Source organism: Microbulbifer mixtoriginis (SeqCode) (assembly GCF_052467235.1).
The window spans coordinates 557,189-578,833 of the sequence record NZ_CP174305.1 but is presented as its reverse complement, the minus strand read 5'-3'; the positions used below and the strand labels follow the sequence as shown (position 1 = coordinate 578,833).

The following is a 21,645-nucleotide window of genomic DNA, read 5'->3' as shown; positions in this document are numbered from 1 at the left end:
AGTTGTGAAGGATTCGTTGCATTTTCTCAGGGAGGTTGAGCCAAATACCTATATCGAAACCTGTGGCGTTGACTTTGAAGATTTCGAAGAAGGGCAGGTATTCGAGCATCGGCCAGGTCATACTTTCTCTGAGGCTAGCTGCTTACGCTATGCACGCCACTCTTTTGATTTGAGCCCTGGATATTCTGACCAACGCTATGCTCGTAGAGTTTATGGTGACAGAGTTAGAGTGCCTGAGACCTTTGTTTTGAGTGCAATGGCTTTGACAACCCGGACATTTGGTAAAGTGGTTGCCAACTTGAGCATGGTAAATTGCAAAGTGGATGCGGTTTACGCTGGAGATACTTTATATTTGGAGTCGGAAGTATTGGGTAAGCGAAAATCCAAATCACGCCCCGATCAAGGTTTACTACATGTTAGTTCCCGTGCTCTCAACCAACATGGTGCCTGTGTGTGTTCTTTTGAGCGTAAGCTATTGATCTATCGACGCAATCTTGGGCCCTATGAAAGGGCTGGATATTAACTTCGATACAATCGAGAAGCTCCAGATTCTTGTCCAAGAGCGCCTACAAGAATTCCTGATGTTCAACCAGTGTAATAATGCCCTCCCTGTGGGACCTATAGGTTCCTGAAAACAGCTGCCCTTTACTGACAGCGGTACACAGATCGCGATTGATAGTTAATACTAATTTGCGGTTTTTGCAGTCAATATGCACTATTTCGGCATCGAGAAAATCGAAGTATTGCTTAACAGTAGGGTAGAGTGCCTTAAATAAGCTCTCTTTAGTAGAGAAGGCAATGGTTATCCACTGTCGGAAGGGTAACCCGCTTTTACTAAGGAGGGCTTCCTCTGCTCGGTTGATTATATGGCTTTTTATTTCATTCGCAGTGTTTATAGCGATTGTCGGCTCATAATCAATGCCTAGGGCCTGTGGCTTATTGTTTATGGCACATATGGCAAGGTTATCCGCATGGGTGATAGAGCCTGAGATATCTGCTGGCCATAGAGGGCTTCGGTTGGGGCCAATGGGTATAGGTATGTTCATAAGCCCAAAATAACTTAGTGCAAGGTGCGCACAATACCTGCCTGCAAGGAATTCGGCTTTGCGTTTTTTATAAGCGTGGGTGATTTCAGATGGGAATTGGATACCCAGCTTTGAAAACAAATCATCCTGATAATTGTCCTGGTCGAATTGGCATTCCAGTACCAGGCCTGAAAAATTCAGGGGTTTAATGGGTGAAGCATCTGTAATAAATCCAAATTTATAGTTTAAAGGTGCTTCTTGCTTGGTGTGTAACATTACGGCTATTGGTGCTTGTGGCTGCTGCCTCTACCTGCTTGTAGAGTGAGTTTTACAAAGTAAATTTTTGTAAGACATTCTGCCATAGAGCAGTTGCCGATGCAGCTGTACTTGGCTGCACCGGGGCATGTTGTATGAATGACTATGCTCCAGAACTAAAAATCAGTAATTTTTATGGGAGCCGGATGCATCTAATTAAAAAAGCCAGTAAGGGCTATTTTTGGCGTAAATCTGCCACAATCGTTCCAAAACTCCGGGCTTCCTCCTCATGAGCGGTCTCCCTCCAGGGTTCTTGAATCGCATCCGCTATCCACTTTTGCATTGAAGGAAGATTGTGAATCAGCTCAATATACTGCTTCGCGGTTTTGCTAACAGGTAAATGATAGTTTTTGGCCCTAATTGTTACTGGAGCAAAGAAGGCGTCGACAGTGGTAAATTCCTCGCCAGCCAAAAATGGTCCGCCGAATCTCTGGATACCTTCATTCCATAACTCATCAATCCGCTTGATATCTTTTTGCAGGGGCTCTGAAATTTCATGCAGCTCAACGCTTAGGCCGCAGTTCATTGGGCAGATATTTCTCAGCGCAGAAAAACCAGAATGCATTTCTGCGGAAGCGCTGCGTGACCAGGCTCGAGTTACTCGCTCACTCGGCCAGACCTGCGGGAAGTCTTCGGCAATGTACTCAGTAATCGCTAGGGAATCCCAAATCGTCACGTCTTCTGTTTTCAGGCAGGGCACTTGTCCGGTTGGAGAGAAGCCGTGAAATTTTTCCCAACTGCCGCCTTCCTCAAAGGTAACCAGCTTTTCATTAAAAGGTATCTCCAAATGGTGCATCAACAACCAAGGTCTAAGAGACCAGGAGGAGTAGTTTTTATTTCCAATAAACAATTGATACATAAGCTTCCTCTATATGTAGTTTTGGTGTTGGAGACATGGTTGGACAGCGGTTTTTGGCTTCCATCATCGCCGGACGATATCTGATCAATATTACTGCCTGAGGAATAGTATCCTCATAATTGCTATCCGCTGCGATTGGCCTGAAGGCCAATTAGCGCTAACTTTGCGCCAATGACGTTTTCTTTGTGGTTTAGTCGGAACGTGCAAGGAATTTGGTTATTAGGAGTGGAGACCAGCATGACAGGAAAGGGGGAGACTTTACACGTAGACATATTGGCACATAGTGAGGTTGCACAGGTTGAATTGGGGTGTCCTACATAGAAAGGCGCTGGAGTCGGTGAGTTATCAGCCCAGCTGGTCGGTTTTGAAAGTTGCACCACTTTCGCAGAGCCTTCTGGGTTTCAGCCAGTCAGTACCGCGGGAAGTTTTCTGCTGAAGTCGGGTTCTCTGGTGTTTTGGCGTTAGGGACAGCGATATACGTACTCCGGTATGGCTGGAGCAAGGCCTGGAAGTGGATGCCTTCGGCTGATACAACCTCGGGCGCGAACAGGTTATGATTCCTCCTTTATTGCCTGAACTCAGTACGGAAAACGAAGGATTTATGAGCAAACAGCGCGTATTGACCGGTATCACGACCACCGGTACTCCCCATCTGGGTAACTATGTTGGTGCGATTCGCCCGGCCATCGCCGCAAGCCAGGACGAGAACAACCAGTCTTTTTATTTCCTGGCGGATTATCACGCGTTGATTAAGTGCCAGGACCCGGAACAGGTGCATCAGTCCACCTTGGAGATTGCGGCAACCTGGCTGGCGCTGGGATTGAATACAGATAATGTGGTTTTCTATCGTCAATCGGATATCCATGAAATCCCCGAGTTGACCTGGCTGCTTACCTGTATGACTGGTAAAGGCTTGATGAATCGCGCCCATGCCTATAAGGCCGCCGTGGATGCCAACCGTGCAGATGGCGAAGACTCCGATTTTGGCGTCACTATGGGGCTCTATAGCTACCCGATCCTAATGGCCGCAGACATCTTGATGTTCAATGCCAATAAGGTGCCGGTGGGTAAAGACCAGGTGCAGCATATTGAGATGGCTCGCGATATCGCTCAGCGCTTCAATCATCACTATGGTGAGCATTTTGCCCTACCCGAGGCGGTAGTGGATGACCACGTGGCTGTTCTCCAGGGGCTCGATGGCCGCAAGATGAGCAAGAGCTACGGCAATACCATCCCCTTATTCCTGCCTGAGAAAAAACTGAAAAAGCATATCAACAAGATCAAGACCAATCTCCTGGAGCCGGGCGAGCCTAAAGACCCGGACACTTCCACGGTTTTTCAAATTTGGCAGGCATTCGCTACTCAGGAGCAAACCGCCGAAATGCGCAAAGCTTTTGCAGAGGGCATTGCCTGGGGCGAGGCCAAGAAGCAGCTATTCGAACTGGTCAATGGCCAGATTGGCGAGGCGCGTGAACGCTATAACGCTCTGCTTGAGAACCCCTCCCAAATTGAAGAGGAGCTGGAGAAAGGTGCAGCCAAGGCCCGTGCCTACTCGGCACCTTTTATCGAGAAATTGCGTCACGCGGTGGGTATTCGCAAGATTGGCCAGTAGTCATTTTTACAACGTGGGGAGCTACGGTTAAGAAGTTTTTCCCACGCCTTTCACTCTAATAACAAATAACGAAAGTACAGGGTTTCAATATGGAAAATGTTCAGGCAGGTCCCACTGGGGGCGATGATGCCAATAACAAAAATGGTTGGATCAACCGGGCACTGAATTTTATTGAGGTTGTGGGTAATAAACTGCCCGACCCGGCGGTGCTCTTCCTGGTATTGATGGTGGCCATTTGGGTGCTGTCCTGGCTGTTATCTGGTGTGAGTTTCGATACTTTACACCCAGCCACGGGAGAAGCGATTCAGGTAACCAATCTTCTCTCCAGTAGTGAGCTGGCCCGCTTTCTCTCTAGTATGGTGACAACCTTTACTGGCTTTGCGCCTCTCGGCGTCGTGTTGGTGGCTATGTTGGGTGTGGGTGTCGCGGAACAGAGTGGCTTTATCAATGCAGTGCTGAAAAAGCTGCTGGCGATAACGCCACAGATGCTGCTTACCCCCATGTTGATTCTGGTGGCGATTGTCAGTCACACCGCAGTGGATGCCGGCTATGTGCTGGTGATTCCCTTAGGTGGTGTGATTTTCTATGCGGCCGGTCGTCATCCACTGGCGGGAATTGCCGCCGCTTTTGCCGGCGTGTCAGGTGGTTTCTCGGCGAACTTTGTGCCCTCGGCAATTGATCCCTTACTCCAGGGCTTTACTCAAACCGCGGCACAGATCGTTGATCCGGAGATGCAGGTCAACCCGCTTAACAACTGGTTCTTCACCTCTGCGTCCTGCCTGGTGGTCACCATGTTGGGCTGGTGGCTGACCGATAAGGTGATCGAACCCCGCTTGAAGAATGTTGCCATTGATGGCGATAAAGAAGATATGCCGGTAATGCAGGAGCTGGGCGCCCGCGAGAAGAAGGCGATGTACCTGGCAGTTACCGTAATGGTTGCCGGTATTGTGGGCCTTATCGCCTGGATGTTGCCGGAGACCTCTGCATTGCGCGATTCCCAGGGGCAGCTCGCCTCCTTTGCTGCGCCGGTGATGAAGTCTATTGTGCCGCTGATCTTCCTGTTGTTCATTATCCCGGGAGTCGTTTTTGGCTTTGCCGCTGGGACTTTCCATAAGAGTAAGGATGTAATTGATGCGATGTCCAAGACCATGGGTTCCATGGCCTATTACATCGTGATGGCCTTTTTCTGTGCGTTGTTTATTTCCGAATTTGCCCGCTCAGGCCTAGGTACTCTGTTGTCGATTGAGGGGGGTGGTCTACTGGCGGCTATGAACCTGCCGGGCCCGATCACCCTGATGGGGATTATTGTATTGGTGGCGTTCATCAATCTGTTTGTGGGGTCTGCCTCCGCCAAGTGGGCGTTGCTCTCCCCGATTTTTGTGCCCATGCTGATGCAGATTGGATTCTCTCCGGATCTGACTCAGGCGGCTTACCGGGTTGGTGACTCCTCCACTAATATCATTACGCCATTGATGCCTTACTTCCCGCTGGTAGTGGTGTATTGTCAGCGCTATGTGAAGGGCACAGGTATAGGTACTCTGGTATCTATTATGCTGCCTTACTCGGTAGTGTTCCTGATCTGCTGGACCCTGTTCCTCGTTCTTTACTGGAACCTGGGTATGCCTTTGGGTCTGCAGGCCAGCTATACCTATCCAACGCCTTAGCAGTTGGCTCCGGTGAGGGTTAATCCGCGCTGGAGCATAAAATTATTTTGCCTTCAGAGGTGCCCGAGACTCAGGGCGCCTCACCTCCCGTGAAGTGCCGGTTGAAAATTAACCGAACACCTGCCAGCCTGCTCTGCACGCTCCCGCCAAAATATAAAAATATTGGCTAATTTCTGCTCTTACAGATTGGCTGTATTAGTTAGTGCCATCGTGCCTAGGGTTCTCAACTTATCATTTTTGGGGTGTCAGTTAAGTTTCTACCCCGGTTTAGTCCTGTCTGTTTACGAGCCTTTGTCTATTTGGCGAGTTGCACTAGTAAAAAAATGTTCTAATAATGTTGTAAGTGATAACGATTCCTATTAAGATCCGCGTCATCAAATGTCGGCAGCAGAAGCTGTGGCAACAAAAATCTTCCAATGATTGTTGAGGGATCCCCATGGGCACCGCTCGTTTCCAAGGTTTACGCCAAAACTCCTCTCCTGTTATCTCCGGCCTTAGCCGTTCTCTGTTGGCGCTGGCTGTTGCTGCAGTCAGTTCAGCAGCTTTTGCTGCCGAAGATAAAAATGAAATTCTTGAAGAGGTTAACGTAACCGGCGAGTTGAACCTGTCCCGCCAGACCTCTATTGGCAAATTGGATATTCCGGTTGACGAGACGCCTTACTCTATTTCTCTTCGTGACAAAGACTTCTTTGATGCTACAGGCTCCAAGTCTGTGCAAGATATCTTGCAGTATTCTGCCGGCGTGAATGGTGGTTTATTTGGTGTTGATGCCCGTGGTGATTGGTCCACCGTTCGTGCAGTAGAGCCGATCATGTTTGTAGATGGTCTTCAGTCAATTTTTGGAAGCTACACAAGTTCGAGGGCAAACCTCTTTGCCTTTGAGCGTGTAGAGATACTGAAAGGGCCTTCTTCTGTTCTATACGGACAAAGTTCTACAGGTGGCATCATCAACTTGGTTTCCAAGCGTCCCAAAGAGGAGTTTGGTGGCGAACTGATGGTGCAGGGCGGTGACTATGATCGTAAGGTAATTGCTGGCGACGTTACTGGAGCGCTAGATAATGATGGGGAGTGGCTCTATCGTGTAGTGGGTTATGCCCGCGATGCGGATGCCCAGGTTGATCATGTCGATGACAACAGCACCCTGTTTATGCCTTCTATATCCTGGCGCCCCAATGCGGATACTGAAATTACTTTCCTCGTTAATCATCAAGAAGACGAAACAGGTACTACCGCAGCCTTCTTACCTTGGGGCGGTACTATCGTCGATAACGTAAACGGTGAAATCCCAACCGATGTTTTTTTGAGTGAACCAGGTTGGGATAAATATGATACTACTCAAACAGCTTATAGCCTGTGGGTTGATCACCGCTTCAGCGATAACTGGGGAGTGAACGCTGGTCTTCGTTATTCTGAGGGTAAAGTTGATTACAACACCATGTATGCAGACTTTACTTCTGAGCTTCGTTTACAGAAAGATATCCGTGAAGTGTCGCGGACGGTCTATATGAAAGATGCGAAAAGCGATCTTTTGATTTTTGATCTACGCCTTTCTGGCGAAATTACAACAGGCCCATTTGAACACCAGATCTCCTTTGGTTTAGACAGTCAAGATGCTCGAATTAAAGATAGCATTATTAGGGTTAGGGGCCTCGGTGGAAAAATTGATATTTTCGATCCGGTCTATGGCTACGTGCCAGAAGGGTTGGAAGATCTAGATAGAACAAAAACTATAACGGATACTGAACAACTTGGCTTTTATTTTCAGGACCAAATCACTCTAGGTAACTTTATTTTTAATACAGGAATTCGCAAAGATAAAACTCGTAGTGAAGCCGACAGTAATGCAATTTGGGTTGATCAGCGCCCCCACAAAGAAGATGCCATCACCAAGCGTTTTGGTTTGATGTATGCATTTGAGAGTGGTATTTCACCTTATATTAGCTATTCAGAATCGTTTGAGCCCGTCGTGTCAGATCCCGATGGATTGGGGCGTTCATTTAAGCCTGTTGAGGGTGAGCAAGTTGAAGTCGGAGTTAAATACCAGCCAGAAGGCACAAATATCTTAATGACGGCTTCTGTCTTTGATATCGAACAGAAGAACCGCTTAACATATGGTGATGATGGTCTGTTCACTCAAGTTGGTGAAGTAGAGATTCAAGGTTTAGAGCTTGAAGCTAGTGGGAAGTGGGGTAACCTTACTTTAGTCGCTAATTACAGTCAGATAGGTAGTGATAATTCAGGGAGCAGTAATCCGTTTGAGTTGGGCACTGATATCGAAGGTGTACCAGAGAGGCAGTTTTCCGTTTGGGGCGACTATGATTTTGGGGAGTGGATTCCGGGGCTTACGTTTGGTGTAGGTGCACGCTATGTAGGTGAAAGCTATACCGGAATAGATAAGGTTCATGCAACGACAGTGGCACATCCACTCATAGCTAGTAATCCTGCTCTAGTTGCTTATTACGATAGTATTTTCGCGGATTTCCCCACAGAGAATCCATCTTACACCTTATATGACGCAACCATCGGTTACACCCTGGAAAGTTGGAAATTCCAGTTGAATGTGAAAAACCTGACCGATGAGGTTCACACCACCTCTTGTTTGAGCCGTGGTGATTGCTTCTACGGCGAGCGTCGTTACGTGACTGCTGAGGCACGTTACACTTTCTAAGTTAGAGTAGACTGGGAGTTTGTCCGCAGGGGGAGTCTGTGGGCAAGCTCCCTTTTTTGCGTTTCACTATCGGGCGGGAGCCGAAATCTCCCAGTGTGATATTTATGCCGAGTTCCTTCTATTTGATTGCCGGACTGGCCACTATTTTTGCCATTGCCGGTATTTTTAGTCTCTATTCAGCCTGGCTGCGTAGCGGCTCCCAGCCGTTGCGCCGCTGGAGTGGCTGGGGCCTGCTGTTGTTATCGGCATTCGCTTGGAGTGCAGTGGTGGGGGTGGAATATGGTGTGAGTATTGCCACTCTCCTGGCTATGCTGGCCGCCCTGACCTTGCTCGCATTAAAAGGTGATTGGCCGAGCGGCCCCCCTCGGCAGGAAAAACAGAGATCGGGCGGGGCGGCATCCAATGAGGCCTTGCTGCAATTATGGCTGCGAGGTGTTTTACGTTTCCTGGCTATCGCATTGTTACCAACAGCCAGTGGTCTTTTGGCCGGCCTTCTTTATTTTGGCTTCACCGGGTTTGGTGAGAGTGCCCGTCTTGTAGGGGGCGCTTTTGTTGCCGTTATTGTTTGGACCCTGGCGATGGTTTGGTGTAGTGCGGATAAGAAATTGCTGCGCCCCAGTGCAGCGCTAGTAGTTTTTTCACTGGCGAGTGGCTTTGCCGTAATGCCAGCGGCGTAAGCTAATAATGATTTTGAGATCAAAGAGACCTCACTAGGAATTCAACGTGAAATTTTCTCTAAAGCCAACCCCTGCTTTTGTGCGTGATATGACTGACGGACATTCAGTTCTCGGTCTGGCCATCTCCACTTTGCTCTATATCGTTTGTGTCAGTGGAACACTTGCGGTTTTTTACAATGAATTTGAACGCTGGGAGCAGGCTTCAGAGCTGGAAAACCTCGATGTCAGTCCCTCTGTATATCAGCTTGCTACTGAACAGGCGGTTGCCCTGGCGAAAGAGCAAAACGAAGAATTTGAATCAGTAAAATTTACCATCCCCAACTCAGATATGCCCAGGTTGACTGTGGAAGTGGGTGATATTGAGCGTTATGTCGACGAGGATGGTTCTTTATTGGGTGAGGTTCAGCACGAGTGGACGCACTTTCTCGCCTATTTGCATTTTGCACTAAATCTGCCCTTGGGGTTGGGGGTTCCTCTTGTAGGCTTGATCGGTGTATTGATGACCGCACTGATTATCTCTGGATTATTGGCACACCCGAAAATCATTAAGGATGCCTTCTCTCTGCGCCTGGCGGGTTCAAAGCGTTTGCAGCAAGTGGACTTGCACAATCGACTGGGCGTCTGGGCTGCACCATTTCACTTGGCGATTGCTATTACCGGCGCTTTTATTGGACTTTCACAGGTTGCGGCTTTTGCAATTGCTGGTGTTTTCTTTGCTGGGGATACCGAGAAAGTTGAGCATATGTTGTATCGCGAGCACCCGGTGATGAAAGAGAATGCCGCACAGGTGCCTCTTCCAGATTTTGCTGCGATTCTTGCGCAAATGGAGCAGATCGCACCGGGTGAGGAACGTACTAAGCTAGAGGTTGCCTTCCCTGGCCGCGAGGGGCAGGTAGTGGAGGTTTGGACGCGGGTTCCCGAAAAGCTGGTTTGGGGAGAGCGCTACCACTTTAATGGGGATGGCAGCCTGATAGAAAAAGAGGGGTGGTCTGAAGGTGATGCGGCCAAGCAAGTATACCTCTCCACATTCCGTCTGCACTTCGGGCATTTCTCCGGTTTCCCAGTAAAAATTGCCTATTTCTTACTGGGCATTGGCATGTGTGTGCTGGTGGTTTCAGGTATTAATATCTGGTTGGTGCGCAAGCGCCAGCGGGGGCAGCCAGCGGTGCGCCTTGAGCGTATTTGGATGGCTCAGGTCTGGGGAATTCCTTTTGCTATTGCATTCAGTGCTGTGACTTACCTGGCCTTTGCTATGCCTGCCGCTCAGGTATTCTGGTTGACCACAATCGTTTTAAGTGTGATAGCTGCTTTTGTGGGGACTGTTGCCGGTTGGTCTATGTTGCTCCGCGGAGCTACCACCGCAGCCTGTATTCTGGCTGTGGTTGTTCACGCTTCCCTGTATGGGGCGGATTCCTTTGTGAGGGCCTCACTGGTTGCCAATGCTGTGTGGCTGCTGATTGCTGCAGGTATCGCGGCCTCCTGCCTCTATACCTGGGTGCGCCACCGGGATGGCGCCTTTGCTTCCACTGTTGGTGGGGCAGTTGGAAGTAACTAAGCTGGTATAGCCCGGTATCTACTCCGATGCCGGGCGCAACATTTCGATATGAGGTATACCGTCTTCCTCGTAAGGGGTGGAGACCTGCTCAAAGCCAAAATCTCCATAAAACTTACGTAGGTGCTCTTGGGCGGAAATACGAATCCCCAAACCTGGATATTCATTCAGGGTTTGTTCTACCGCGCGGCGGATCAGTTCTTTGCCCAGCCCTGTGCCACGGCTAGACTCTGCGGTAAGCACACGGCCTATTGAGGGCTCGGAATATTTTTTGCCCGGAAATACCACTCGTAGGTAAGCCATCAATCGTGGGGATTGGCTTTCCTTGTCCCAGCAGATTAGGTGCCAGGCTTCTTGATCTTTGCCATCTGCATCTTGATAAGGGCAATCTTGCTCTACCGTAAAAACTTCCTGGCGTGCCCGCAAGATTTCATAAAGCTGATCGATAGAGAGTTGTTGAAAGCTACACCATTGCCACTGCACTTGTATTGCCTCTTGGTTTACTGGGTTTGTATTTTTTATTAGGAGTAGATTGGATATTAAACCGGCAGGTAGGGTAAAAAAAGTCAGTATGTAGTGGGCCTCTGATTTTTTCACAAAGGCCCAGTGGCTGGTTGCTATTTTAATTGAGAGGGGCTTCCTGAGTACCCCTTGCAAAGGAGCCATGCTCGAGATAATGGAGTACCTGCGCAATAACCTTTTTGTCCTTCATCATGAAGACATGGGTGACTGGCATTTCCAAGTGATCGTTCATGCCTTCCAGCTTGGTACTGGCAACCGAGACTTTTCCGTCATCAGTCTCAGGGATTAGTCGTGACAGTATCAGGTTGATACTGCGAGTACCCGCAATAATACCCACATCAAAATTAGCGCTGCCTAGTTTATTGGGGATACTCAGCTCGCCTGTACCTAGTTGTAGGCCGGCATATCCAAAGGCAAATTCAAACCCTGGGAAACTACCGAGCTTATCCACTACCTCACTGCCCTTATTGGGAGGGCCCAGCATAACCACTCGGTTGAGATTCTCAATCTTAACTTGGCTCAGATACTGGCGAACCAATATGCCCCCCATGGAGTGGGTAACAAAATTGATTTCGGTCTGTCCTGCGCAATGATCCAGTGCTGGGGCTATGGCCCTGCCGGCCAGTTCCTCAATGGGGAAGCGGGTAGAGGGGTAATCCACATTGACGGTCTTGTAGCCGGCGGCACTAATCGCTTGCTCCAGCTTTGTCATGGAACTATCCGATTTGGCCAGGCCGTGAAGCAATATTACACAGGCCGAGTGGGCGTTTACTGATGGTGCGCCCAGGAATACAGACCCAAGGCATAGCGATAGGGTGAGAAAAAACTTCTTCATTGATTTTCTTTCAGCAGTGGCTCTCGTGGCTGCAGTATGCTGCGGGGCCTGTAAAAATCCAAGATGCTCGCTCAATGAGGAGGGGAGCATCATTGAAGGGTACCGCTTAGTCATCTAATACGTTGGCGCAGTAATTCGGCCATGCGTTCGGGTTTGTCCGGGGTGATGACCAGAGTTTTACCGGGGAAATATAAAACAACAGCTTTCTCTTGATCCGTGACGAAGGCCCGATAACGACCCAGTTGCTGGTTTTGGAAGAGCCCGATGTAGCCAAAGAGGCCGGAGTTGCCAAAGATGCGGACCGATCCTTGCATGGCTGTTGGGTCGACTTTGACCTCCTGCAAGCCTTCTAGGGAGATGGAGGTTCTCCAGCCTGGCCTTAGTATCTGCAGGCAGTCGTTGGCGAGGGTATAACCGCGGATGGCAAACACGGCACCTAGTAGCAAAATGACCGCTGGCAGGGCAATAGCAACGCTATAGAGGAGGGAAGGGCTTTGCTGGGATTTTGCTATCAGCACGAAGGGGATTGCCAAAAGTAGAAAAGCACTCAGTGCGCTGATTATTTTCAGTTGGCGGCTCCAGGGGGCTTGAAAAACAACAAGAGGCATAAATTACTCAATAAGTAATGGACAGTTTGAATGTCTCAATCATAGTGCTGATGGAATCGGCTTGGCAAAGTCGCAGTCTATGTAATTGGCCCTTTATAAAAGGAGAGGCTAAATAGATTTAGCGCGGCTTAGGTTTTCAAAAATAGATTTTGAGCAACATCGATTTTCACAATGGATTAACTATGGCGAATCGGATTGAAGAGCGAGATAGCACGTCAGCCCTTGTGGTAGAGGGTGGCGCTATGCGCGGAATTTTTGCAGCCGGAGTCTTGGATGCTTTTATCGAGGTGGATTTTTGCCCCTTTGACTTCGCTATTGGCGTTTCTGCGGGGTCAACCAACCTGATTGGCTACCTGGCGGGAGACCATGGCCGCAGCCGCCAGATTTTACTTGACCATGCTACGCGCGCGGACTTTATTGACTGGCGGCGCTATTTGCGAGGGGGGCACTTTTGCGATATCAGTTGGTTATGGCATGCCTCTTACAATGATGTCCCTCTGAATATTGAGCGCTATACGGAAAATGGCGTGCCTCTCTATGCGGTGACAACTAGCATCAACAGCGGGCAGCCCCATTATGTATGCGTCACGCCCGAGAATATGCATGAAGTGTTCCCTGCATCCTGCGCTATCCCCATGGCTTACCGGGAGTTCCCTCCTGTTGCTGGGGAACCAATGACCGACGGTGGCCTGGCTGACTCAATCCCGGTTATTCGAGCATACGAGCAGGGGGCGCGGGATATTACTGTGATTCTGTCTCGCCCACTGGGTTATAGAAAACCAGTGGGTTCAGCCCCTAAGTTCATCAAGCAGTTTTTCCACGATCACGCCCGCCTGTTTGAAGCGGTCTTGGAGCGCGGAGAGCGCTACAACCGTGCTTTAGACTTTATCCAGGCGCCACCACCGGATTGCCGGGTGTCAGTGATAGCGCCTCCTGCGGACTTTCCCGTTAAGCGTTTTACTCAGGAGGTTGAGTTGCTGGAGAAGGGGTATTTGGTCGGCAGTGAGCTGGGTCGAAGCTTCCTGAGAAATTCAGGGGATAAGTTGCCGCCAATAGGACCTGATAGCCCGTAAAGGGCTGCGGGTGCTCACCACTAGGGTGGCAGCTGCATGTATACCAGTAAGGCTGGGGGGCGTGTTGGCTAGAGGCTTCACTGGAGTTTGCCTAGTATTGGCATTTACTTCTTCTTTGACCTGTAGGAGTCTTGTGTGAAGGGGGGAGAATGTTGCTAACCTAAGGAACCTTTGAATTTTCATAGTGTTTCTGCCGGCTTGAAGGGTTGCTTGGCTCGGGTTTATTAAGTTGCCCCTTCTTGCCGTGATGGGATGAGTTGTAGGGCTATAAGGAGAATGGTTCTGTGGCTCGTGGGATTCCAAGCAAAATTTTGAATAACAAACTTAAGGTAAAGGAGTAGATAATGAACGGAAAGTGCCTCTGCGGCGCTGTTGAGTTTCAGCTGGAAGAGCCGCTGCCCGGTCTCTATCAATGCCACTGCTCACTCTGCCGCAAGTTAAGTGGTTCCGCATCAGATACCGCATTATTCATCAGTCGTGAACAGTTTCGCTGGGTGCGTGGATTGGACAAAATTTCCTCTTATCGAAAACCTACCGGTTTTCGTTCCGACTTCTGTAGTGAATGCGGCAGCTCTGTTCCTCACCTGATGAGTAATACCACGCACTTTTGGGTGCCGGCTGGACTGCTAGACGGAGAGTTTCGCGGTAAGGTGATGGCCCACTTACACGTTGATTCTAAAGCGTACTGGGATGAGATTGGTGGTCAGGCCGAGCATTTTGCGGAGATGCCTGAAATGGATGAGCTGAGTAGACTGCTGCACGAAGTGATCGAAAGAGAAGAGGGTGAGTTACTGGAAAGTTGAGGCGCAGCAAACTCTAATAAGCCATTAGACAATTCTACTTTCCTCAATCTCTGTTGGTTATCGGCGCATACAAAAAAGCCCCACTCTTGCGAGCGGGGCTTTTTTGTATATGGCGGACCGGACGGGACTCGAACCCGCGACCTCCGGCGTGACAGGCCGGCATTCTAACCAACTGAACTACCGGTCCGCATTCCTGCTTCTCTTGATGGCTCTTGCCTGGCAAGAGTAAGAGAAGTGGTGGGTGGTACAGGGGTCGAACCTGTGACCTACGGCTTGTAAGGCCGTCGCTCTCCCAACTGAGCTAACCACCCCGTGTCAGGAGCTGCGTATCTTAATGATTTTTTTTCTGTGGTAAATAGCTTTAACAAAAAAAATTAAATAAAAATTTATTTAGATCGAAAAATCATCAATTCTCAATTATTTTTTTTAATTTACCTTTTTGCTGAATGTTTTTCCGGCAGATAAAGAGCTGTTCTGTCTTTGCTGGTCGTCAGTAAAAAATAAATCTAAAGAATATTTCGGTGTGGACTGGCAGATTATTTCATCGGGTGAAGTGATTGATTTGTGTGGTCCACAAAGGAAGCTTTTGGTAAGAATTTGCTTCGATGAGGTTTTCTGTAGCAGGCTGGCGATCACTCAGACTTGCGCCGTCCCTTTAACGGGTTGCCGGATATAGTTTCGAAATTTAATTAATTTTTTTAACAAAAATTTCTTTGGGCTGCTTATGGGATCGGAGCATATACAAAAAAGCCCCGCTCTTGCGAGCAGGGCTTTTTTGTATATGGCGGACCGGACGGGACTCGAACCCGCGACCTCCGGCGTGACAGGCCGGCATTCTAACCAACTGAACTACCGGTCCGCATTCCTGCTTCTCTTGATGGCTCTTACCTGGCAAGAGTAAGAGAAGTGGTGGGTGGTACAGGGGTCGAACCTGTGACCTACGGCTTGTAAGGCCGTCGCTCTCCCAACTGAGCTAACCACCCCGTGTCAGGAGCTGCGTATCTTAATGATATTTTTTTAGCGGTCAACAACTATGGCAAAAAAATTCTAAAAACTTGATTTAGGATAAAAAAACATCAGTTAGGTGGTGGATTTTCTTTCAGAGTTTTATCCGCTGAATTTATTTTACTTAAAAATAACTTGCTGGCTTTTTATCCTGCTGACAATTAAATGGTGCTGAAAGAAACCCGTTTCGGGTTGGGAATTGCTGGTTGCCTTGTTACTGGCGATTAAAATTGTGTGCACGTGAGGCTGTTAATAATGGTTGTGCGGGGAGGGGGATTTTTTACTGCCGTGTATTGTTGTTAATTGCTTGAGTTGCTGCAGGTGGGTGTGGCGCAGGAGCTTGGAGAAGGAGTTTTACAGGGTGTTAATGTCTGCACATACAAAAAAGCCCCGCTCTTGCGAGCAGGGCTTTTTTGTATGTGGCGGACCGGACGGGACTCGAACCCGCGACCTCCGGCGTGACAGGCCGGCATTCTAACCAACTGAACTACCGGTCCGCATTCCTGCTTCTCTTGATGGCTCTTGCCTGGCAAGAGTAAGAGAAGTGGTGGGTGGTACAGGGGTCGAACCTGTGACCTACGGCTTGTAAGGCCGTCGCTCTCCCAACTGAGCTAACCACCCCGTGTCAGGAGCTGCGTATCTTAATGATATTCTTTGCGGCGTCAACGCCTTTTTTGAATTTTTTTTTGTCTTTCAATGAGTTAAGGCGTTTAAGAACGAGATGGTGGGCGTGTCCGGCAAGTGGCGACACTGTTATAATCGCGTAAATTTCCAGGGTGTGAGCGTGGAGTAAGCCGTGAAACAGATGAGCTGGTTGGGGCAATTTCTACTTGCGTTTGGCCTCTTGTGCCTATCCGTAGTGGCACAGGCGGTGGTGGAGACGGAGAAGTTGTCCTCTCCGGAACTGGAGGCGCGCTACCGGGTACTGATCGAAGAAATGCGTTGTCCAAAATGCCAGAACCAGAACCTGGCCGACTCGGATGCGTCGATTTCCGCAGATTTGCGGCGGGAAATTCGCCGGCTACTGGAAGAGGGTTTTACAGACAAAGAAATTACCGACTACATGGTGGCCCGCTATGGGGACTTTGTTCTCTACAGGCCCCCGGTACAGCGCAATACTCTGGCGCTTTGGCTGGCTCCCGGCATCTTTGCCTTGGTGGGTCTACTAGCTTTGATTGTGATTGTGGTGCGTTCTCGCAGTGGCACTGGTGCCAGTCAGGACGATGACTCTGGAGAATTGACTGCAGAAGAGAGGCGCCGTCTGAAAAAACTGCTAGGTGATGACCTGGACGATTTGACTGATCCTGGGAAGAAGAGCAAATGACTGATATTTGGTTTGGTTTAGCGATCCTGTTATTGCTGTTGGCATTTATCTTCCTTTTACCGGGATTGCGTGGAGTCGGTGCCCGGCGTTCCGGTGGAGATAAGCGCGAAGCCCTGGCGCAGCTGTATCGAGAGCGCACGCGGGAGCTTCGCTCAGCGGTGCAAAGTGGCGCTATGGATGAGCGGCAATTTGCCCAGCTGGAAGCGGAGATGGCACGCGAATTATTGAGTGCCAAAGAAGAAGTGAATGCCGTAACCCCCTCGAGTAAAGGCTCCGGGTTGCTGATTGGTCTGGCCGTTCTTGTGCCTGCGATTGCAGTGGGGGCCTATGTCTTTTCTGAACGCCCCCAGGAAGTATCTCTGTACCGTGAAATGTTGGCCAGTCAGCAGGGGCAAACAGACTCCTCAGCTGAAGAGCGCATCACCCAGCAGTTAAAGCAGCGGGCAGAAACTCACCCTGAGGATTTGAGTAGTCGCTTTGTTCTGGCTCAACGGCTTCTGGTCACTGGTGATATCGCCGGAGCGGTAGAGGCCTATCGCTATGTGCTGGCACGCGAACCCGAGGCAGTTATGGTTAAGGCCGAGCTGGCGCAAGCGTTATTTTTTGCGGGCGGCTCTAAAATAACGGATGAAATTCGCACTCTGGTCGATCAGGTGCTAGAGGCCCAGCCCAGCAATGGGACAGCATTAGGCTTGGCGGGAATTGCAGCCTATGAGGACAAGGATTACCGCAAGGCGCGTGATCATTGGCAGGGTGCCCTTGCGCAGCTGGCTCCAGGGTCTGCGGCGGCAGAGGCATTGGCGGCGGGTGTTGCCCGCGCCGAAAAGGCCCTGGGCGAAGATGGTAAAGATGGTGCGGTTGAGATAGTTCAAGCCGCTGTAGAGGAAAATGCTGGAGTTGAGGGTGAGGCCGCAGCGGAAATTCGAGTGCAAGTGAGCTTGGGTGACCAAGTTAAAGCAGATCCGTCAACGCCGGTGTTCATTTATGCCCGCAGCACTGATAGCCCAATGCCTTTGGCGATTGTTCGGCTAACCGCTGGCCAGTTACCAGCCGAAGTGGTGTTGGATGAATCTCGGGCTATGATGCCAGGGCGCTCTATTTCAACCGTAGATACGGTGCAATTGGTCGCACGCTTGGCTTTGCGTGGTGACGCGCGCCCCGCGGCGGGCGATTGGCAGGGCTCTATCAAGACCCTACCTAAATCCAGCTGGAGTGAGTCGCAGTCTATCGTAATTGACCGGGAGCTTTAGGCCCTATTCAAGTATCGCGTTGGCAGGCTGCAGTGTTCAGGAGAGTGCTGCGGCCTGAGAACTATTTGGCGCCTGGGCGGTCACAGCCGCACTGGTAGAAATAGATTTTGTTTTGCCACTGGTGGTGATTTTGTGCCGCTTGAAATGTTGGCATTGGGTACCAGTTAAAGCCATTGCGCGATCTTGACTTGACCACTGGCCATTCCGGCCGATAATCCGCGTGAAAAGATACTGTGAAAAGCCGCGCTGAAAGCCCCGGTGGCGCCATGTACAATTGAGTGCTTGGTGATCGGGCCGGCAAAGATAAAAATACCGAGTTTAAGAATACATGCGTCTGAAGTGCATCAAGCTTGCGGGTTTCAAATCCTTTGTTGACCCCACCACTGTTTATTTCCCGACAAACCTCAACTCGGTGGTTGGCCCTAACGGCTGTGGTAAATCGAATACGATCGATGCTGTGCGCTGGGTAATGGGTGAGTCGTCCGCAAAAAATCTACGCGGCGACTCTATGACAGACGTTATCTTTAATGGCTCCAGTGGTCGTAAACCTGTAGGTCAGGCCTCTATTGAACTGGTATTTGATAATTCTGCCGGTAAATTAACTGGCGCCTACGCCGCATTCTCCGAAGTTTCGGTAAAACGTAAGGTCACGCGCGAAGGCCAGAATAACTATTACCTAAATGGGGAGAAGTGCCGTCGCCGCGATGTAACTGATCTGTTCCTGGGGACCGGTCTCGGTCCGCGTAGTTATGCGATTATCGAACAGGGCATGATTTCCAAGTTGATTGAGGCCAAGCCCGAGGAACTCAGGGTCTATATCGAAGAGGCTGCAGGTATATCCAAATACAAGGAGCGGCGGCGGGATACGGAAAACCGTATGCGCCGTACTTCTGAAAACCTAGAGCGTCTCACCGACATTCGCGATGAACTGGATCGGCAATTGTCTCGCTTGGAGCGACAGTCCGCCGCGGCAGAAAAATACAGCCGCTTTAAAGAGGAAGAGCGCAGCCATAAGGCAAATTTGCAAGCCCTAAAATACCGCGAACTCAATGAGCAGGCTGTCGCCAAGCAGCAACAGATTGGCGAACTGGAGCTTACCGTTGAGGAATTGGTAACCCGGCAGGTGAACTGTGATACCGGCATTGAGCAAAAGCGTGTTGGCTATCACGAGTTATCCGATGGCTTTAATGAAGTGCAGGGGCGCTTCTATGCGGTGGGTGCGGACATTGCCCGCCTGGAGCAGAGTATCGCCCATGCCCGCGAGCGCTCCACTCGCCTGCATTCCGATTTGGCCCAGACCGAGCAGGAGTTCCGCGAATCAGAGACCAACCTGGAAGTAGATCGCGAGAAGGCAGCCCAGTTTGAGGAAGAGCTAGAAGTAATTGTTCCAGATCTGGAAATGGTGCTCGCCGCAGAGGAGGATTCCGCCACCGGGCTACTCGAAGCCGAAGAGCAGATGCGCAACTGGCAAAACGAGTGGGATCAGTTTAATCAAGGGGCTTCTGGCTCTCGCCAGAAAGCAGAGGTGCAGCAGTCTCGCATCCAACATCTGGAGACTTCGGGGCAGCGACTACTGGAGCGGATTAACAAGCTCACCGCAGAGCAGTCCGGCCTTCAGGTTTCCGAGGATGATGAGGAAACCCAGCAGTTAAATGAACAGCTTGCCGAGCTGGAAATGCAGGTACAGGAGCGTCGCGAGGAAGTTGCCGAGCGAGCAGAATCCCTGCAGGAAATACGCAATCGCGAGCGGGAGCTGGCGACAGAGCTGGACCAGCTGCGCCTGCAGTTGCAAACCAGCCGGGGCCGCCAGGCTTCTCTTGAGGCGCTGCAACAGGCTGCGTTGGGGCAGGGCAAAGCGGTGGAAAATTGGCTGCAGCAGCAATCCCTGAGCGATCGCCCACGCCTGGCTGACCAAATCCAGGCACAAGCGGGCTGGGAAACAGCGGTGGAAACCGTTCTCGGTCAACAGTTACAGGCGGTCTGTGTCGAGCAGTTGGAAAGTCTGACTGAGAGCTTGGAGCAGCTGCAAAATGGCCAGGCTGTCTTTATCGATAGCACCGTGGTGGGAGCAGCGACCGTTGGGCAGCTGCCCACGTTGGCAAGCGTTGTACAGGGGCCGTCCTCTCTTACCGGCCTGCTCGCCGGCATCTATACCGCGGACACTCTCAATGAAGCGCTGGCACAGCGCACTGGCCTGCAACCCCATGAGTCTATTGTGACACGGGATGGGCTCTGGCTGGGTCCTAACTGGTTGCGAGTGAGCCGTGCCAGCGATGCCGAGACTGGGGTGCTCGCCCGCAAGCAGGATCTGGAAACTCTGTCCGCAGAGATATCCCTGTGCGAAGAGCAGATTGAGCAGTGCAGTGAGCAGCGTGAATCTCTGCGCGAACAAGTGACTGGTGTTGAGCGGGCGATTGAACAAGCCCGCAACGACTCCGAGCAGCTCGGGCGGCGCGAAGCCGAATTACGCAGCCAGCTCTCTGCTCGCCGCGCCCGCGCAGAGCAGATGAGTGAGCGCCGCAATCGCATCGAGCAGGAAATTGCCGAGGTGCGTGAGCAGCAGGAAATCGAAGGTGAGTCGCTTTCCGAGGCGCGCCTGATGCTGCAGGAAGCCGTGGAGGCCATGAGCGATGACACCGATCGTCGCGAAATGCTGATGGAGCGGCGCGAAGCCCTGCGCGAAGCCCTGGATGCCGCCAGACAGCGTGCGCGCGAGGACAAGGATCGCGCCCACGAGCTAGCTATGCGCGAACAGTCGGTGCGCACTCAGATGGTTTCTCTGGAGCGCACATTGCAAGTGATGAGTGAGCAGCTGGAGCGCTTGCGTAGCCGCCGGGCCCAGCTGCAGGAGCAGATGGCTGAAACCCAGGACCCCTCCCAGGATTTCCAAATGGAGCTGGAGGAGAAGCTGGGTGAGCGTATTGAGGTGGAAACGGAGCTGGCTGAAGCCCGTAAAAAACTCGAAGAGGTGGAGACGGGGCTGCGCGAACAGGAACAGGAGCGGCACAAGGTTGAGGCGGCTTTACAGGGGGTGCGTGCCCAGCTGGAGCAGGAACGTCTCTCCGCACAAACCCTCGAAGTGCAGCGCAACGGCCTGGTAGAACAGCTGCGCGAAGACGAACAGGATTTGGATCAGCTGCTCGAACAGCTACCCGGGGACTTGACGATTCCCCAGGTGCAGGAAGATCTGGAGTTGGTAGCCGCGCGTATCTCACGTTTGGGCCCGATCAACCTCGCCGCTATTGATGAATACAAACAGGAGTCTGAGCGTAAACATTATTTGGATCGCCAGTACGGTGACCTGATGGAGGCGCTGGAGACTCTGGAAAATGCAATTAAGAAAATCGACAAAGAGACGAGAAGCCGCTTTAAGGAGACCTTCGATCAGGTCAATGCGGGCTTGCAGGAACTCTTCCCGAAAGTTTTTGGGGGCGGTAACGCCTATCTGGAGCTGACTGGCGAGGACCTGCTTGATACTGGGATCGCGATCATGGCGCGCCCGCCGGGCAAGCGCAACAGCACGATTCACTTACTCTCCGGTGGGGAAAAAGCGCTGACGGCAATCGCCCTGGTATTCTCTATTTTCCGCTTGAATCCAGCACCTTTCTGTATGCTGGACGAAGTGGATGCTCCTCTCGATGACGCTAACGTAGGTCGCTACGCACGAATGGTTAAAGAAATGTCAGAACACGTTCAGTTCATCTATATTACCCACAACAAGATTGCGATGGAGATGGCGGATCAGCTGTTGGGTGTGACCATGCATGAGCCGGGTGTCTCTCGCCTGGTGTCGGTGAATGTAGAAGAAGCAGCAGAGCTGGCTTCTGCATAAGGCGTAAAAGGAGGAGCGCTT

16 protein-coding genes and 6 tRNA genes are annotated in these 21,645 nt (G+C 50.8%); 11 read left to right on the top strand and 11 right to left on the bottom strand.

The features are described from left to right. Positions 1 to 4 precede the first annotated feature (4 nt). Positions 5 to 523 carry a MaoC family dehydratase gene (locus tag ACJJIO_RS02460; RefSeq protein ID WP_444885459.1) on the top strand — a complete coding sequence of 173 codons (519 nt, stop codon included), beginning with the start codon at positions 5 to 7 and terminating at the stop codon, positions 521 to 523. 43 nt (positions 524 to 566) lie between these two features. On the opposite strand, the gene ACJJIO_RS02455 is transcribed toward ACJJIO_RS02460, so the two are convergent. Both ACJJIO_RS02455 and ACJJIO_RS02450 read right to left on the bottom strand, forming a co-directional pair. Next, positions 567 to 1,301: a 4'-phosphopantetheinyl transferase family protein gene (locus ACJJIO_RS02455; protein ID WP_444910039.1), complete on the bottom strand. Its 735-nt coding sequence runs from the start codon at positions 1,299 to 1,301 to the stop codon at positions 567 to 569. 214 nt (positions 1,302 to 1,515) lie between these two features. Next, the gene (locus tag ACJJIO_RS02450; protein WP_444910038.1) at positions 1,516 to 2,199 is read right to left on the bottom strand and encodes a glutathione S-transferase family protein; all 684 of its coding nucleotides are present in this window, start codon (positions 2,197 to 2,199) and stop codon (positions 1,516 to 1,518) included. A 601-nt stretch (positions 2,200 to 2,800) separates the two neighbouring features. On the opposite strand from ACJJIO_RS02450, the gene ACJJIO_RS02445 reads away from it, so the two are divergent. The 5 genes from ACJJIO_RS02445 to ACJJIO_RS02425 all read left to right on the top strand — a co-directional run bounded on the left by ACJJIO_RS02445 (position 2,801) and on the right by ACJJIO_RS02425 (position 10,375). Continuing rightward, complete coding sequence (locus ACJJIO_RS02445; protein ID WP_444910037.1) at positions 2,801 to 3,811, top strand: tryptophan--tRNA ligase; 1,011 nt, start codon at positions 2,801 to 2,803, stop codon at positions 3,809 to 3,811. Positions 3,812 to 3,900: 89 nt separating this feature from the next. After that, positions 3,901 to 5,475, top strand: a complete 1,575-nt coding sequence (locus tag ACJJIO_RS02440) for an AbgT family transporter (RefSeq protein ID WP_444910036.1) — start codon at positions 3,901 to 3,903, stop codon at positions 5,473 to 5,475. Between the two features lie 436 nt (positions 5,476 to 5,911). After that, entirely contained in the window at positions 5,912 to 8,143 is a 2,232-nt protein-coding gene (locus tag ACJJIO_RS02435; RefSeq protein WP_444910035.1) for a TonB-dependent siderophore receptor, read from the top strand. Between the two features lie 38 nt (positions 8,144 to 8,181). Beyond that, positions 8,182 to 8,820, top strand: a complete 639-nt coding sequence (locus tag ACJJIO_RS02430) for a hypothetical protein (RefSeq protein WP_444910034.1) — start codon at positions 8,182 to 8,184, stop codon at positions 8,818 to 8,820. Positions 8,821 to 8,866: 46 nt separating this feature from the next. Further along, positions 8,867 to 10,375, top strand: a complete 1,509-nt coding sequence (locus tag ACJJIO_RS02425) for a PepSY-associated TM helix domain-containing protein (RefSeq protein ID WP_444910033.1) — start codon at positions 8,867 to 8,869, stop codon at positions 10,373 to 10,375. Positions 10,376 to 10,393: 18 nt separating this feature from the next. Here the strand turns inward: ACJJIO_RS02425 and ACJJIO_RS02420 are convergent, their stop codons facing one another. The 3 genes from ACJJIO_RS02420 to ACJJIO_RS02410 all read right to left on the bottom strand — a co-directional run bounded on the left by ACJJIO_RS02420 (position 10,394) and on the right by ACJJIO_RS02410 (position 12,337). Beyond that, positions 10,394 to 10,855 (bottom strand): GNAT family N-acetyltransferase, encoded by a 462-nt coding sequence (locus tag ACJJIO_RS02420; RefSeq protein WP_252085333.1) that lies wholly within the window; start codon positions 10,853 to 10,855, stop codon positions 10,394 to 10,396. Between the two features lie 139 nt (positions 10,856 to 10,994). Further along, on the bottom strand, positions 10,995 to 11,729 hold the full coding sequence (locus tag ACJJIO_RS02415) for an esterase/lipase family protein (RefSeq protein WP_444910032.1): 735 nt from the start codon (positions 11,727 to 11,729) through the stop codon (positions 10,995 to 10,997). 110 nt (positions 11,730 to 11,839) lie between these two features. Beyond that, positions 11,840 to 12,337 (bottom strand): PH domain-containing protein, encoded by a 498-nt coding sequence (locus ACJJIO_RS02410; RefSeq protein ID WP_444888583.1) that lies wholly within the window; start codon positions 12,335 to 12,337, stop codon positions 11,840 to 11,842. Positions 12,338 to 12,519: 182 nt separating this feature from the next. On the opposite strand from ACJJIO_RS02410, the gene ACJJIO_RS02405 reads away from it, so the two are divergent. After that, positions 12,520 to 13,410, top strand: a complete 891-nt coding sequence (locus ACJJIO_RS02405) for a patatin-like phospholipase family protein (protein ID WP_444898590.1) — start codon at positions 12,520 to 12,522, stop codon at positions 13,408 to 13,410. Between the two features lie 344 nt (positions 13,411 to 13,754). Continuing rightward, a complete protein-coding gene (locus ACJJIO_RS02400) occupies positions 13,755 to 14,213 on the top strand; it encodes a GFA family protein (RefSeq protein ID WP_252085337.1) in 459 nt (152 codons plus the stop codon). 110 nt (positions 14,214 to 14,323) lie between these two features. Here ACJJIO_RS02400 and ACJJIO_RS02395 read toward each other — a convergent pair. From ACJJIO_RS02395 to ACJJIO_RS02370, 6 genes are all read right to left on the bottom strand, one after another. Then, a tRNA-Asp gene (locus ACJJIO_RS02395) sits at positions 14,324 to 14,400 on the bottom strand. A gap of 48 nt (positions 14,401 to 14,448) precedes the next feature. Then, a tRNA-Val gene (locus tag ACJJIO_RS02390) sits at positions 14,449 to 14,524 on the bottom strand. Between the two features lie 471 nt (positions 14,525 to 14,995). Next, positions 14,996 to 15,072 (bottom strand) — tRNA-Asp (locus ACJJIO_RS02385). 48 nt (positions 15,073 to 15,120) lie between these two features. Continuing rightward, positions 15,121 to 15,196 (bottom strand) — tRNA-Val (locus tag ACJJIO_RS02380). A gap of 442 nt (positions 15,197 to 15,638) precedes the next feature. Next, positions 15,639 to 15,715 (bottom strand) — tRNA-Asp (locus ACJJIO_RS02375). Between the two features lie 48 nt (positions 15,716 to 15,763). After that, a tRNA-Val gene (locus tag ACJJIO_RS02370) sits at positions 15,764 to 15,839 on the bottom strand. A gap of 184 nt (positions 15,840 to 16,023) precedes the next feature. On the opposite strand from ACJJIO_RS02370, the gene ACJJIO_RS02365 reads away from it, so the two are divergent. The 3 genes from ACJJIO_RS02365 (at position 16,024) to smc (ending at position 21,624) form a co-directional block, all read left to right on the top strand. Then, entirely contained in the window at positions 16,024 to 16,542 is a 519-nt protein-coding gene (locus ACJJIO_RS02365; RefSeq protein WP_444888920.1) for a cytochrome c-type biogenesis protein, read from the top strand. Next, positions 16,539 to 17,792 (top strand): c-type cytochrome biogenesis protein CcmI, encoded by a 1,254-nt coding sequence (ccmI, locus tag ACJJIO_RS02360; RefSeq protein WP_444910031.1) that lies wholly within the window; start codon positions 16,539 to 16,541, stop codon positions 17,790 to 17,792. Before ACJJIO_RS02365 ends, ccmI begins: the two co-directional genes overlap by 4 nt. A gap of 328 nt (positions 17,793 to 18,120) precedes the next feature. Then, positions 18,121 to 21,624, top strand: a complete 3,504-nt coding sequence (gene smc, locus ACJJIO_RS02355; RefSeq protein ID WP_444910030.1) for a chromosome segregation protein SMC — start codon at positions 18,121 to 18,123, stop codon at positions 21,622 to 21,624. Positions 21,625 to 21,645 lie beyond the last annotated feature (21 nt).

Coding starts and splice junctions, on each gene's coding strand:
- ACJJIO_RS02435 (WP_444910035.1), top strand. CDS start 5,912: ATGGGCACCGCTCGTTTCCAAGGTTTACGCCAAAACTCCTCTCCTGTT.
- smc (WP_444910030.1), top strand. CDS start 18,121: ATGCGTCTGAAGTGCATCAAGCTTGCGGGTTTCAAATCCTTTGTTGAC.
- ACJJIO_RS02410 (WP_444888583.1), bottom strand. CDS start 12,337: ATGCCTCTTGTTGTTTTTCAAGCCCCCTGGAGCCGCCAACTGAAAATA.
- ACJJIO_RS02455 (WP_444910039.1), bottom strand. CDS start 1,301: ATGTTACACACCAAGCAAGAAGCACCTTTAAACTATAAATTTGGATTT.
- ACJJIO_RS02450 (WP_444910038.1), bottom strand. CDS start 2,199: ATGTATCAATTGTTTATTGGAAATAAAAACTACTCCTCCTGGTCTCTT.
- ACJJIO_RS02405 (WP_444898590.1), top strand. CDS start 12,520: ATGGCGAATCGGATTGAAGAGCGAGATAGCACGTCAGCCCTTGTGGTA.
- ccmI (WP_444910031.1), top strand. CDS start 16,539: ATGACTGATATTTGGTTTGGTTTAGCGATCCTGTTATTGCTGTTGGCA.
- ACJJIO_RS02400 (WP_252085337.1), top strand. CDS start 13,755: ATGAACGGAAAGTGCCTCTGCGGCGCTGTTGAGTTTCAGCTGGAAGAG.
- ACJJIO_RS02445 (WP_444910037.1), top strand. CDS start 2,801: ATGAGCAAACAGCGCGTATTGACCGGTATCACGACCACCGGTACTCCC.
- ACJJIO_RS02440 (WP_444910036.1), top strand. CDS start 3,901: ATGGAAAATGTTCAGGCAGGTCCCACTGGGGGCGATGATGCCAATAAC.
- ACJJIO_RS02415 (WP_444910032.1), bottom strand. CDS start 11,729: ATGAAGAAGTTTTTTCTCACCCTATCGCTATGCCTTGGGTCTGTATTC.
- ACJJIO_RS02365 (WP_444888920.1), top strand. CDS start 16,024: ATGAGCTGGTTGGGGCAATTTCTACTTGCGTTTGGCCTCTTGTGCCTA.